General features: G+C 59.5%; 12 protein-coding genes, 1 tRNA gene and 1 pseudogene. 6 read left to right on the forward strand and 8 right to left on the reverse strand.

The window, feature by feature from the left end:
* Nucleotides 1-73 precede the first annotated feature (73 nt).
* Nucleotides 74-1,141, reverse strand: coding sequence for a TauD/TfdA family dioxygenase (locus tag ACOH1Z_RS11060; RefSeq protein WP_449648550.1), 1,068 nt, complete (start codon nt 1,139-1,141; stop codon nt 74-76).
* Between the two features lie 142 nt (nt 1,142-1,283).
* On the opposite strand from ACOH1Z_RS11060, the gene ACOH1Z_RS11065 reads away from it, so the two are divergent.
* Both ACOH1Z_RS11065 and ACOH1Z_RS11070 read left to right on the forward strand, forming a co-directional pair.
* A tRNA-Leu gene (locus tag ACOH1Z_RS11065) sits at nt 1,284-1,365 on the forward strand.
* A 128-nt stretch (nt 1,366-1,493) separates the two neighbouring features.
* Nucleotides 1,494-2,231, forward strand: coding sequence for a DedA family protein (locus ACOH1Z_RS11070; RefSeq protein WP_449648551.1), 738 nt, complete (start codon nt 1,494-1,496; stop codon nt 2,229-2,231).
* Between the two features lie 51 nt (nt 2,232-2,282).
* On the opposite strand, the gene ACOH1Z_RS11075 is transcribed toward ACOH1Z_RS11070, so the two are convergent.
* Genes ACOH1Z_RS11075 through murI form a run of 4 tightly spaced genes read right to left on the reverse strand, consistent with a single transcriptional unit; the run spans nt 2,283 to nt 5,120 of the window.
* A complete protein-coding gene (locus ACOH1Z_RS11075; RefSeq protein ID WP_449648552.1) occupies nt 2,283-2,822 on the reverse strand; it encodes a HEAT repeat domain-containing protein in 540 nt (179 codons plus the stop codon).
* A gap of 49 nt (nt 2,823-2,871) precedes the next feature.
* Nucleotides 2,872-3,477: an RdgB/HAM1 family non-canonical purine NTP pyrophosphatase gene (gene rdgB, locus ACOH1Z_RS11080; RefSeq protein ID WP_449648553.1), complete on the reverse strand. Its 606-nt coding sequence runs from the start codon at nt 3,475-3,477 to the stop codon at nt 2,872-2,874.
* A complete protein-coding gene (rph, locus tag ACOH1Z_RS11085; RefSeq protein ID WP_449648554.1) occupies nt 3,477-4,241 on the reverse strand; it encodes a ribonuclease PH in 765 nt (254 codons plus the stop codon). The genes rdgB and rph overlap by 1 nt, the downstream gene beginning before the upstream one ends.
* 42 nt (nt 4,242-4,283) lie before the next feature.
* Nucleotides 4,284-5,120 carry a glutamate racemase gene (murI, locus tag ACOH1Z_RS11090; protein WP_449648555.1) on the reverse strand — a complete coding sequence of 279 codons (837 nt, stop codon included), beginning with the start codon at nt 5,118-5,120 and terminating at the stop codon, nt 4,284-4,286.
* 66 nt (nt 5,121-5,186) lie between these two features.
* On the opposite strand from murI, the pseudogene ACOH1Z_RS11095 reads away from it, so the two are divergent.
* Nucleotides 5,187-6,485: pseudogene (locus ACOH1Z_RS11095) on the forward strand (nicotinate phosphoribosyltransferase); the annotation flags it as partial.
* Nucleotides 6,486-6,488: 3 nt separating this feature from the next.
* Here ACOH1Z_RS11095 and ACOH1Z_RS11100 read toward each other — a convergent pair.
* The 3 genes from ACOH1Z_RS11100 to ACOH1Z_RS11110 are packed head-to-tail and all read right to left on the reverse strand — an operon-like array spanning nt 6,489 to nt 10,155.
* Nucleotides 6,489-6,749, reverse strand: coding sequence for a DUF3039 domain-containing protein (locus ACOH1Z_RS11100; RefSeq protein WP_449648556.1), 261 nt, complete (start codon nt 6,747-6,749; stop codon nt 6,489-6,491).
* A gap of 29 nt (nt 6,750-6,778) precedes the next feature.
* Entirely contained in the window at nt 6,779-8,350 is a 1,572-nt protein-coding gene (locus ACOH1Z_RS11105; RefSeq protein WP_449648557.1) for a hypothetical protein, read from the reverse strand.
* A complete protein-coding gene (locus ACOH1Z_RS11110) occupies nt 8,326-10,155 on the reverse strand; it encodes an ABC transporter ATP-binding protein (RefSeq protein WP_449648558.1) in 1,830 nt (609 codons plus the stop codon). The genes ACOH1Z_RS11105 and ACOH1Z_RS11110 overlap by 25 nt, the downstream gene beginning before the upstream one ends.
* Nucleotides 10,156-10,357: 202 nt before the next feature.
* Here ACOH1Z_RS11110 and ACOH1Z_RS11115 point away from each other — a divergent pair, with 202 nt between their 5' ends.
* From ACOH1Z_RS11115 to ACOH1Z_RS11125, 3 genes are all read left to right on the forward strand, one after another.
* Nucleotides 10,358-11,050 carry a phosphocholine cytidylyltransferase family protein gene (locus tag ACOH1Z_RS11115; protein WP_449648559.1) on the forward strand — a complete coding sequence of 231 codons (693 nt, stop codon included), beginning with the start codon at nt 10,358-10,360 and terminating at the stop codon, nt 11,048-11,050.
* 145 nt (nt 11,051-11,195) lie between these two features.
* Complete coding sequence (locus ACOH1Z_RS11120) at nt 11,196-11,996, forward strand: ABC transporter permease (RefSeq protein ID WP_449648560.1); 801 nt, start codon at nt 11,196-11,198, stop codon at nt 11,994-11,996.
* On the forward strand, nt 11,996-12,748 hold the full coding sequence (locus tag ACOH1Z_RS11125) for an ABC transporter ATP-binding protein (RefSeq protein ID WP_449648561.1): 753 nt from the start codon (nt 11,996-11,998) through the stop codon (nt 12,746-12,748). Before ACOH1Z_RS11120 ends, ACOH1Z_RS11125 begins: the two co-directional genes overlap by 1 nt.
* The last annotated feature ends 32 nt before the right edge of the window (nt 12,749-12,780 follow it).

Genomic DNA, 12,780 nt, shown 5'->3' on the forward strand with positions numbered 1-12,780 from the left:
TGAGCAGACGACCCGCGTTGTGACGAACCAGCTAGCCCTAGGGCTAGCGTTGGCTCGCTATGAATCCGTGCCTTTAGCTGTGGACCGCAGCGAGCGTGCGACGATCCTCGAGCAGCTGTGGCCAGAGCTTGCGGCGGTCGCGAACAACGAAGCCACGCGCAATGAAACGGTCCTTACCGTCGAAGCGGGGGGCATACATAGAGCGACCGTGCATAGCACGCAGGTTGTCGAGCATGAGCAAGTCACCCGCCTGCAACACGTGAGCATCGCGGTGTTCGATGTAGGTCTCAACAACCTTGCCGAGGAGGCGCTGGGCTTCAGCGGTGATGCCGTGCATGAGGTCCTGGTCAACGAGAATGTACGGGTCATCTTCTGGACCGGTGAGGATCGGGAAGGGGCCGCGTACGTCATCCGGACGAGGAATGTACGGCTGGAAGGACTCGTCAATTGTGGTTGCCCACAGCGGCTGGCGCAGCTTTGCTACGTCTTCGGCTGACATGTGCTGCACAAGCTTGCGACCCGAGAATGCATAGGTCTTAGCGTTTTCGTCGCCACGAAGGGCACCGAGGATCACGTAGTCAGGCTTGAAGACAGAGAAGCACTGCTCGGTGTGAGCTTCAAGCTCAACCTTCGAGCCCTGCGACTGCTGGGTGACAGCAAGCTTCGGGTTCGGAACCATGTCTTGGATGAGGTGGCCGTTGCCCTCAGCCTCGTAAGCGACCATGCTTCCGAGGAGGTGCGCGAGCATCCCCATCTCCTTAGCGAAGACGGTGCGAGCACCGAGACCGCTCTTGTTGTCGAGCGGGGTATCTGTCAGGTCTTCATCGACGTACAGTCCACGCACAACCATGATGCCGGCTTCAGAGCCAACTTCAGCAAAATTCAGAACAGCTGCACGAACCTCTTCGGGCAAGCTAAACGCTGCCGCCAGAGCCTGGCGACCGAAGTCATCCGGGTTCTCATTCGGGTGAGCGGTAATTCGCTCTGCAGCAGTATGGATCGCTTCGGCAGTAGCCGAGTCGAGAGTGAACAGGCTCGATTGGAGCTCGTGAACGGTAATGTCGCTCTCCTTGCTTCGTGCGGCGCGCAAGCTGTGGCTCATATGGCTCTTGGCAGGCGCGATCGCGGACATCGTCTCCATAGGGAAGACACCTCTCAAATTACACCCTTCGGGCCCAAAAGTAAGGGCGTCGTCAACGAATCTCGGGGCGTGCACAGCAAAAACGAAGCATTAGCAGAGGTGAACCACGGCGCCCATTTCTCGCGATAAGATTGTCCGGCCAGCGGGAGTGGTGAAATTGGTATACACGCAGGATTTAGGTTCCTGTGCTTTCGAGCGTGCGGGTTCAAGTCCCGCCTTCCGCACAACTGTTTTTCTTCCATTCCGGGGGTAATCCCCACAGCGGTGACTCCGTGACTCGCGATACTCTTCTGGTAGTTCATTGCTAACGTCGCCGACTACGCGCACCTAGCCGACGATTCTGGAGAACCTTTTGGTAGGCACCGCCCTCATCCCCTGGCTAGACCCGAACAACCTCATTGAGGGTTTCGGAGCCTTTGCCTTGCTCGGTGTTGCCTTCATCGTTTTCGCGGAAACGGGACTACTCGTCGGCTTTCTCCTGCCCGGTGACACCCTTCTGGTCATTGCCGGCGTCCTCACGTTCACCGGCGTTATCGGCTTCGACATCTGGTGGGTCTGTCTGGCCATAAGCGTCGCTGCATTCCTCGGCGGCGAAGTCGGATACCTGATTGGGCACAAGGTGGGCCCTCGGATATTCGAGCGAAAAGAAACCGGGCTTTTTAGCGTCGAAAATGTGAAACGCACCAACGCCTTCTTCAGCCGCTTCGGCGGCCTCGCCGTCATTCTGGCTCGCTTCGTTCCTGTCGTGCGCACCTTCGCCCCGGTCGCTGCTGGCGTTGGCCACATGGACTACCGCAAATACTCCATCTACAACGCCATTGGAGCGCTTATCTGGGGTTCAGGCCTCACGTTCGCAGGCTACCTGCTCGGCTACATTCCGCCGTTGCGTGACTTCATCGTCGAATACATCGACCTCATTCTTCTCGCCGCTGTCACCGTCTCAGTGCTCCCCACCGCGTACCACTACTTCCGGTCGTCCTACAAAGCGAAAAAGGCACGCGATGCGGGTCGGGCAGACGCCATCAGCGATGCCGAAGCAGAGCAGCTTTCGCTGCACCCCAAAGACTTCGACCAGAACCTCGACGACTAAGCGGGGTCTGCTCAGCGGGGTCTGCTACTCGGGTCTGCTGAGCGAGTTCTGCTAACCGAGACGCTTACGAAGAGCAGCGACAGCCTGCTGAGCGCTGCGACGAACTTCAATGTCTTCATCCTTGACGAGGGCAGACATCGCATCGATATCGTCAGCTGTGCCGACCGTGCCCAGGGCGCGGGCGGCTGAGGCGCGAACGCGGGGAGTTTCATCCGAGAGGAGCGCCACAAGCTGCTCACGAGCGTCGAGTCGACGAGTGGCAACAACACGCGTCGCCATCTCACGCACTCGCCACGCTTGATTGCTGAGGGTGGTGACTACGGCATCCGCAGCACTGTCATCCCAGGCGTGCAGCAGGGCACGGGTGCCCCACAGTTCTGGCCAATAGAGCACAGGGGCGCCGTCGAGAATGCCCTGAGCGTGCTCTCCTCCGACGATCAGCAGAAACTCTTTGCCCTCGTTGTTGCCCGCGATAAGCGAGACGGCGCGTTCGACAATGACAGCTTCACCATGTCGTTCGCTGGCGGCCGCGATGCGGGCGGCAATGGGGAGTTCAAGATCTACGGCGTGGGGATCATCATGTTCAGACACCCCACAACTGTACGTTGTTGTGCTGTGTGTGCCGACCGAAGCCCGCGTTTTAGCTTGTGCCGAGCAGTTGAGCGCGAACCGTGGGCATAAGTGCGGTGAATGCCTGAGCTCGGTGGCTGAGGGCGTCTTTCTGCTCTGATGTCAGATCTGCCGATGTTCCCTGCTGACCGTCCGGACGAAAAATGGGGTCGTAGCCGAAGCCCTCAGCACCACTGCGCTCGGTCGCGATCGTGCCAGGCCAGAGCGCGAGTTCAACAAACTCGTGAGTCTCAGCACCGGTGATGGCTGCAGGAACCACGAGGGCGGCGGCACAGGCAAACTGGGCGGCGCGATCATCCACGCCGTCCATATTCGCGAGCAGTAGCTCAAGGTTGTCCGTGTCATCGCGCGTGCCCGCGTACCGCGCCGAGTGGATGCCTGGGGCACCGCCAAGCGCATCAACACAGATTCCGGAGTCGTCAGCGAGCGCCGGCAATCCGGTGTGGGCGGATGCTGCCCGTGCCTTGATCAACGCGTTCGCCTGAAACGTGTCGCCATCCTCTACCGGCTCTGGCCCGTTATAGGCGACGAGTTCGAGGCCGTCGAGCGCTGGGCCAAGGATGCGGCGCAACTCAGCGACTTTGTGAGCGTTGTGGGTGGCGAGGACGACTTGCATTAGTTGGCGGCTGCTCCAGTGGTATCTGCATCAGGAGTGTCTTCGGCGAGCGATGCGACTTGCATGGCGGTGAGGTCAACAGCTCCGGCGAGCGCAAGGTCGAGAAGGGAGTCGAGTTCGCGACGGTCGAATGGTGCGCCTTCGGCTGTGCCCTGAACCTCGACGAAGAGACCGCGGCCGGTGACGACAACGTTCATGTCGGTCTCGGCGCGAACGTCTTCGACGTAGGCGAGGTCGAGCATCGGCTCACCGTCGATGATTCCGACGCTGACGGCAGCGAGCGAGTCAAAGAGGGCCTTCGAGTTCTTGCCGATGAACTTCTTCTCGCGACCCCACTCGATCGCGTCAGCGAGTGCAACATAGGCACCGGTGATGGCTGCCGTACGGGTACCGCCGTCGGCCTGAAGAACGTCGCAGTCAATCACGATCGTGTTCTCGCCCAGAGCCTTCATGTCGACGACAGCGCGCAGGCTGCGACCGATGAGGCGCGAGATCTCGTGAGTGCGGCCGCCAACCTTGCCCTTGACGGCTTCGCGGTCCATACGGCTGTTCGTGCTGCGGGGAAGCATCGAGTACTCGGCCGTGACCCAGCCCTTGCCCTTACCCGCCATCCACCGCGGAACGCCATTGGTGAAGGAAGCTGTGCACAGCACCTTGGTCTTGCCGAAGGAAATCAGCGCTGAACCCTCAGCCTGGTCGCTCCACCCGCGCTCGATCGTGACTTTGCGGAGTTCGTTGTTTTCGCGACCATCGTGACGTGTCATGTGCTTCTCTCTATCGGTAATTCGGGGTCGTGGTGAAGCTGCTCAGGGCAGCGGCGGGAGATTAATCACGCCAGTATCAAAAGTTTCGACGCGCACAACGTTTGGCCCCATGAAGCGGGACGCCAAACGGGTGAAGCCTGATTTGTCTGGCCCGGTCGCTTCAAAGGTGTGACTCGCTGGTTGAGACGGATCGCGCAGCAGGTCGTGCGCCACAAGGGTGCTGTAGACGTCAAAGGCGGTCTCTTCAGCACTCGAGACGAGGGTAACGTCGCGGCCCATCACATACTGAATTGCGGCCGAAATGTGCGGATAGTGGGTGCAGCCAAGCACGAGAGTGTCAATCTCGGCGGCTTTGAGCGGTGCAAGATATTCCTCGGCCACCGCGAGCACTTCCGGCCCGGTCGTGACTCCCGCTTCTACAAACTCCACAAATCGTGGGCAGGCTTGAGTAAATAGTTCGATGTCGGATGCCGCAGCAAAAGCATCCTCATAAGCACGCGACTTAATCGTGCCCTCGGTGCCAATCACTCCGACGCGACGATTGCGGGTCTGACGCACTGCCGCCCTCGTGGCGGGCTGGATCACTTCAACAACCTCGATGCCATACGCCTCGGTGTACCGCTCGCGTGCATCCCGCAGCATCGCAGCAGAGGCGGTATTGCAGGCAATCACGAGCAACTTCACCCCATCGTCAACGAGACGATCCATCACTTCGAGGGCATAGCGCCGAACATCCGCTATCGGCTTGGGTCCATACGGCGAGTGAAGAGTGTCACCAACGTAAACGATCGACTCGTGGGGCAACTGGTCGATGATGGCACGGGCTACGGTGAGGCCGCCAACTCCGGAGTCGAAAACGCCAATGGGTGCATCAGTCACGCTCTCAATCGTAGTGGGGGATGTCCGTTGAGACCCTGACAGCCCTCACGGTCTGTCGCGTACGCTAATCAGGTGAGTACCGCTCTGCTAACTGACCAATACGAGCTCACCATGCTCGACGCCGCAATCGGCAGTGGCCGCCATGAACGCCCCTGCGTTTTCGAAGTGTTTGCCCGCCGACTTCCCGACAGCCGTCGCTACGGCGTTGTCGCTGGAACCGGTCGCCTTCTTGAACTGGTTGAACAGTTTCGTTTCGGCGACGACGAGTTGTCGTTCTTGAAGCAGAACAAGATCGTTGGACCAAACACCATCGACTGGCTAGCCAACTACCGCTTTACCGGAAACATCACGGGCTACCGCGAAGGTGATGCCTACTTCCCCGGCTCTCCCGTGCTCATCGTCGAGGGCTCATTTGCTGAGGCTGTACTGCTCGAAACTTTGGCGTTGAGCGTGCTCAACTATGACTCCGCCGTGGCATCCGCTGCTGCGCGCATGGTGTCTGCCGCCGACGCGCGACCCATCGCCGAGATGGGATCACGTCGCACTGGCGAACGTTCTGCCGTGGCATCCGCTCGCGCCGCCTATGTTGCAGGGTTCAGCGCAACGAGCAATCTCGAAGCCGGTCGCAGTTGGGGCGTGCCAACGATGGGTACCGCAGCACACTCATTCACGCTCTTGCACGATTCAGAAGAAGAAGCATTTCAGGCACAGGTTGATGCTTTTGGGCCTTCGACGACACTGCTCGTCGACACCTATGATGTCGAAACGGCAGTAGCGCTTGCGGTCAAGGTCGCTGGCCCTGACCTTGGCGCGGTGCGAATCGACTCTGGTGACCTTGCCGTTCAGGTCGCTGCCGTTCGCGCTCAACTAGATTCTCTGGGTGCAACCAACACCCGCATTACCGTCACCAATGACCTCGACGAGCATGCGATTGCTGCGCTGCGGGCGGCACCCGTCAACTCGTTTGGTGTGGGAACTTCGGTCGTTACCGGCTCGGGGCATCCCGCTGCTGGCATGGTCTACAAGCTGGTGGCCCACCACAACGACGCCGGTGAGTGGGTGTCTGTTGCCAAGAAATCGACAGCAAAAGCTACTGTCGGTGGGCACAAAGCTGCCATCAGAACTCTCGAAGGCGGTCTGGCCGAAACCGAGTTGATTTATCAGGCTTCTGAGGGCCGCCCCGCGGTGACGGGTCGCGACCTCATTGTTGACCTGGTCTCGAATGGGTCGGCGGATGCTCGTTGGCTTGGTCGCGAAGGAACCCTTGCCGCACGGGAGCACCACCAGAACGCTCTGGCAGAGCTTCCCCAAAACGCTTTCCGGCTGTCACGAGGCGAACCCGTTGTGCCAACCGTGTACCGCTAAGAGCTAGGCTTTCATCTTTTCGTAGACCTCTTTGCAGGTCGGGCACACAGGAAACTTCTCAGGGTCGCGGCCCGGGGTCCACAGCTTTCCGCAGAGTGCGCGGATGGGTTTGCCGGAGAGCGCTGATTCCATGATTTTGTTCTTGGGCGCATAGTGCGAGAAGCGTTCGTGGTCGCCCTCTTCAACCTGCTCTTGATTGAGCAGTTCTTCAAGTTCGCGGTCGAGAGTGTCGGTTCCGCCGCCAGTGTGATCGGTGTCAGCCATGCGTCAATTCTACTTCTGCAGAACCCATTTTAGTTCTGTGAAGAAAGTGCGAGCAGTTCTGGGCCTCGACGCACCATAATGCGGCCGCCCCAGTACACGCCGATGACCATGATGATCAACCCAAGCGAAACGCCAACCAAGAGCGCGGCCCAGTGGGGTTGAAGGTCGGTGAACGGGTTGAAGAACACTACGGCGAGCACGGGGACCGCGAACAGAAGGGTCAACGCGAAGGTCAAACTTTGCACTGTTGCAGCATTGGAGACGAGCGCTTGGGGCTGCATGAATGCGCCGTGACCCGGAAGCGGCGCGGCGTACGGGAACGCGGCCGAACTGACGCTCGAAATTCCGAGCCCAGTGAAGAGAACGCAAAGGCTGAGCCCGATCAGTCCTGGCAGCGCAACGGAGTTGCCAACGATGAGAACGGTGACGATGCTCCCGATGATGGCTAGGGAAATTCCGACCATCAAGTTGGGAACAATTCGCCCCCAGCGGTCGTCAGCACCGCGAGTGTGAGCTGATACGTGAGTCCACAGCGCGGTGTTGTCATGCGCTACGTCATTGTGCGCGCTCCAGCCGAGGAACAGACACATGACGGGAACGGGGATCCACGCAATGACGTCAGCTCCGATTCCTCCAACGAGGAGGGCGGCAACCATACCGATAGGAATGATGGGGATGGCAGCAAGCGCAACGAAGTAGCGGGCGTCACGCGCCCAGTAGCTGAGGCTTCGTGCCGCAATCGCCCCTAGCGGTGTTGATGGCATGACGCGGAACCAGCCCAAGCCAGAACGATAGGTCTCTACGGCACTTCTCTCCGGGCGCGAAAGCACGTAGCCGAGCAGAAAATACCATGCGGCGGCGAGCACAACAAGGAATCCGAAGGCCATCCCGAGCCGAGCGGCCGCTCCACTTACGTCGCCGGCGACGCTGGCGGCCGGCGCGCTGAAGGCGACCCCCAGCGGCGTCCATTCGAGAACGGAAGCTACTCGGCGTAGCACTGGCAGTACTTGCGATTGGTAGTCAGCTAGTGCGAGCAGCACGGCGATGGGCAGCGACGCAACGACGAGGGTCACTGCGGCAAAGCCGAAGCCTTCGCGCAGTCGGCGAGTGCTCAAATAGCGCGCTGCGACAAGGCTTGCTAGGCGGGAACCAATAACTGCGGTGGCGATCACGATGAGGCCAGAGACAACGGCGACGAGGGCGGATGTAACTGCTCCCGACCAGGCAACGACCTGAGCAACCACCAAACCAACCAACATGAGGGTGGGGATGCTGATGGCGCCGGCGAGCAGTAACAGCAGCGCGAGCCGGAGCCGGCTGAGCGGCAGGTAGGAGAACCGGCGGGGGTCTAGCGCATCATCCGCGTTCCAGCCGAGCGGCATGAGGAGGAATCCCGCGAGCAACACTGACCCGAAGACAATTAGCGTGCTACTGGCGACTTCTGCGGTGGTTTCACGCAGGTTTGCGACGGCAATGACCGCAATCACAAAAAGGGCAGCGCTATAGAGCAGCACCAAGACCATGCTTGAGGCAACGAGTGGCCCTCGACGGAACGTGTTCGCGAGGAGGGTCAGTTTCAGTCGGAGAAACTGCTCAACCACTCGAGCCCTCCCCCACTGGAGTTTGTTCCGGTCAACTGCACGAAGCGATCTTCCAGCGACATACCGTTGCGAACTTCATCAATTGTTCCGTCGGCCAGCAGAGTGCCTTCAACAATTACGGCGACGTGGCTGCAGACACGCTGCACAAGTTCCATGCGGTGGCTGGAGAGCAGCACAGTTCCGCCAGCGTTCACATACTGCTTGAGGATGCGGGTGACAGTTGCGGCGGACACCGGGTCAACGGACTCAAATGGTTCGTCGAGCACCAGCAGTCGCGGTGAGTGAATCATGGCGGCGGCGAGCGCGACCTTCTTGAGCATGCCGGATGAGTAGTCGCTCACGAGCCGGCCCATCACGTCATCAAGACCGAATGCTGTTGCCAAGTCTGAGGAACGCTTGCGCACCTCAGCGGCGTTGAGGCCACGCAATACTCCCGAGTAGTACAGCAACTGCGAGCCTGTCAGGCGATCGAAGATGCGAAGACGGTCGGGAAGCACACCGATAGAGCGTTTGGCGATCTCTGGGGAATCCCACACATCGATCCCATTGACGCTTGCCGTTCCCGAATCTGGGCGCAAGAGGCCTGTAATCATCGACAGGGTTGTCGTTTTTCCTGCACCGTTTGGGCCGACGATGCCGTAAAAGACTCCAGCACGAACGTTGAGATCGATGTCGTTAACAGCAACCGTCTCGCCAAAGTCTTTCGTCAGACCGCGAACCTTCAAAACGATGTCGCCGGATGTCGGCTCAAGTGCATGAGACAGCGTCTGAACGGCAACCACACCGTCACTCTCGGACACAAGCTCTGGCTCAGGTTCTGCCTCTGGTGAGGGCTCCGGCACCAACTCGGGTTCCGGCTCTGGCTCTGGCTCTGGCTCTGGCTCAGGCTCTGGCTCTGGCTCTGGCTGAGGCTCGATTTCGGGTACGAGAACAGGCTCGAGAACAGGCTCAGGTTCGACTTCAGCCTCGAGAGCTAACCCTCGTTCGAGTTCTTCGTCGTCTGGCTCTGGCTCGGCGACTTTCTCGGGTGCGGGTGCAGCAACAGCAAATTGAGCCGCGAGCGCGCGCAACCGAGCAAGGCCTACGAGAACAGCGTCGGGCTTTTCCGTAGGTTCAGGAGCCGCAGCCTCGACTTCAGCGCTCGTGGCCTCAGCTTCAGGTGCGATCGTCGTTTCCGCAGCCACTTCCGTGACTTCGGTGGGCTCAGCATCAGGTTCTGACGTCACAGCGGGCTCAGCAGCTGCAGGAACTACCGATACTGATTTCTCGAGGTGGGCGGCAGTTGTTGCCTCGCCAGAAGAACTATGTGGGGAAGGAACAGCCTCCGCTGCGTTGGGGACGGAGTCACCAGGTGTCGCGCTAGTCGGCTGCGATTCGCTGGCGTTCGACATAATCGGCTTCCGCACCCCTGATCGTGGCGCCCTCGGCTTGGGGTCTGTCGACCTTGGCACCGTCGGCTTGGGGGCAGCTGGCTTAGGAGTCGTTGAGCGCGGCGTTGACGTTCGTGACGCTGTCGGCGTCGCGCCAGCAGCTTTCCCCGTCGACGCGCCCGATCCTGCTGCTTTACTTGCGGCAGCCTTAGTGGCGGCAGCCTTCGCCGCAGCAGCGCTCTTAACAGGAGCGGTTTTGGATGCGGCGGGTTTCTTGGCGGCAGGCTTACGAGTAGCAGAGGATGTAGACGTGGCGGGGCTCGATTGTGCTTGAGTTCCGCGGGCCGCAGCGGGCTTCCGGGGGCTCGTTGCGGGCTTCGTTGCCGGCGTTTCTACAGTCTTCTTGCCCTCGTCGGGTGTTTGGGCGTTTTCCACTGTCCAAACCTACCAATCAGATGCCGAGCGCATGAGCGAGTATCACAAATAGACAACAACCCCGCAAAATCGATGGAGTTCTCGGCGGGCACCGTTAGCCTGACTATCGCACAAGGGTGTGTCGATATTACCAATCTCGGGTGAACAACAGGTTAATCACTTAGCCTCATCCCCGAATCCCAGAACTACTGAGGAGACCACCATGACTACACAAGTCGTAATTTTAGCTGCCGGAATGGGCAGTCGCTTGGGCCGTTCGCTCCCGAAGCCGCTTACTGAGCTCAATGATGGCCGCACCATCATGCAGCAGCAGTTCGACAACATCCACCACGCGTTTGGCACCAACGTCAAGGTGACCATCGTTGTTGGCTACAAGCTTGAGCACATCATCGAAGCGTTCCCCGAAGCATCGTTCGTATACAACGAGCAGTACGACCAGACCAACACGTCCAAGAGCCTCATGCGTGCACTGCAGGCATCAACTCCCGGTGGAGTTCTCTGGATGAACGGTGACGTTGTCTTCGACCCGACCGCTCTTGAGCGCGCCGCCGTCATGGTCGCTCGCGACCAGTCCTTCGTGAGCGTCAACACGGCAAAGGTTTCTGACGAAGAAGTCAAGTACACGACCGACGCCGAGGGCTTCATCAAGGAACTCTCCAAGACCGTCAAGGGCGGCCTCGGCGAAGCCGTTGGCATCAACTACATTTCGCGCGACGCCAAGGCAACACTGTTGCGCCACCTCAAGAAGGTTGGCGACCAGGACTACTTCGAGCGCGGCATCGAGCTCGCAATTGACGAAGATCGTCTGCTCATCGAGCCGATCGATATCTCAGACCTCTACGCCATTGAGGTTGACTTCGCTGAAGACCTCGAGCGCGCAAACCTCTTCGTCTAGGCAAAACTTTTCGGCTCCACGAGCCATGCAGCAACGCCCGCCCCGCACACAGTGCAGGGCGGGCGTTGCTGATTAAAGCGAAGAATCGCTCACCCTGCTGCGAATGAGTACAGCTTCTGTCGAATTGCCCGCTTACTATTGGGGCGTGGCGAACACAGCATTGGGCCGGCCAGCATGGTCTCCCCTCACCCGATATCGCCGCACTCTCTGGTTGCTCACTGTCCGTGACCTGCGCGTGCGGTACTCCACCTCAGCCCTTGGCTACGTGTGGAGCATCCTCGACCCCCTGGTAATGGCGGGCATCTACTGGTTCGTTTTCACACAGGTCTTTGACCGCACCGTTGGCGAACAGCCGTACATCGTTTTCCTCCTTACCGCCCTATTACCGTGGATGTGGTTCAACGGCGCTGTGTCGGATGCCACCCGCGCCTACCTGCGTGAGGCCAAGCTCATCCGGTCCACCAAAATCCCTCGCACGATCTGGGTCGCGCGCCTCGTACTTTCCAAGGGAATCGAGTTCATTGCTAGCCTGCCGGTGCTCGCGTTCTTTGCCATCGCCACTGGAGCGGTCTTGCACTGGGAAGCGGTGTACTTCGTTCTGGGAGTAGTGCTCCAGGCGATTCTTACCGTTGGTGTCGGACTCATCGTCGCGCCGCTCGTGGTCTTTTTCCGCGATCTTGAGCGAGCAACCAAGCTTGCTTTGCGCTTTCTGTTTTATGCCTCCCCCATCATTTATGGCATCCCCGATCTTGCGAGGTTGGGGCTCGACGGACTCGCTGCGTTCAACCCGCTCGCCGGGATTTTTTCGCTCTACCGAGCAGCATTCTTCCCTGACCAACTCGACTGGTACGCGGTGCTCATCGGAGCTCTCATGAGCCTCATTTTGGTTGCCGTCGGAATCCTTGTCTTCGTGCGCACCGAACGTGCCGTGCTGAAGGAGATCTAGTGCCCGACAATTTTGTGATTCAGGTGCAGGATGCCGGCATCCGTTTTCGACTCAATCGACGGTCCCGTCGCAACTTCAAAGACCTTTTTGCCGGTCGCAAACGCCGCGCACGCGCCGATGAGTTTTGGGCGCTGCGCAATGTGAGCTTCGATGTCACGGCCGGCGAAGCAATCGGTGTCGTAGGACGCAACGGTCAAGGCAAGTCGACCCTCCTCAAACTTGTTGCCGAGGTCATGCTCGCCGACGAAGGCCACGTGCAGGTTGGCCAAGGAGTCGCCCCGCTCATCGAGATCACGGGAGGTTTCGTTGACGATCTCAGCGTGCGCGACAATGTGTACCTGACCGCTGGGCTGCACGGCATGACGAAACGGGAAATCAGCGAGCGATTCGACGAGATCATCGGTTTCGCCGAGATTGAACGCTTCATCGATACGCCGTACAAACATCTCTCGAGCGGAATGAAGGTGCGCATTGCCTTCGCAGTAATTTCCCGCCTTGAAGAACCCATCATTCTGGTGGATGAGGTTCTCGCGGTCGGAGACAAAGCGTTCCGCGAAAAGTGCTACCGCCGCATAGAAGATCTCCTTGAGGGCGGGCGAACACTCTTCTTCGTCTCCCACAATGAGCGAGATCTGCGCCGCTTCTGCAGCCGCGGACTCTACCTCGATAAGGGTGAACTCGTGCTCGATGGACCCATCAACGATGTGCTGGCGCGATACAACGAAGATTACGGTTCCTCAACACCAACCTAATTCTCGGGATGGCATCAGATCACTCCGGTACG

The organism is Rhodoglobus sp. (assembly GCF_053580035.1).

Excerpts from the sequence above, each read along its gene's own strand:
- ACOH1Z_RS11060 (WP_449648550.1), bottom strand. The coding sequence starts at position 1,141 with ATGGAGACGATGTCCGCGATCGCGCCTGCCAAGAGCCATATGAGCCAC.
- rdgB (WP_449648553.1), bottom strand. The coding sequence starts at position 3,477 with ATGCAAGTCGTCCTCGCCACCCACAACGCTCACAAAGTCGCTGAGTTG.
- rph (WP_449648554.1), bottom strand. The coding sequence starts at position 4,241 with ATGACACGTCACGATGGTCGCGAAAACAACGAACTCCGCAAAGTCACG.
- ACOH1Z_RS11100 (WP_449648556.1), bottom strand. The coding sequence starts at position 6,749 with ATGGCTGACACCGATCACACTGGCGGCGGAACCGACACTCTCGACCGC.
- ACOH1Z_RS11115 (WP_449648559.1), top strand. The coding sequence starts at position 10,358 with ATGACTACACAAGTCGTAATTTTAGCTGCCGGAATGGGCAGTCGCTTG.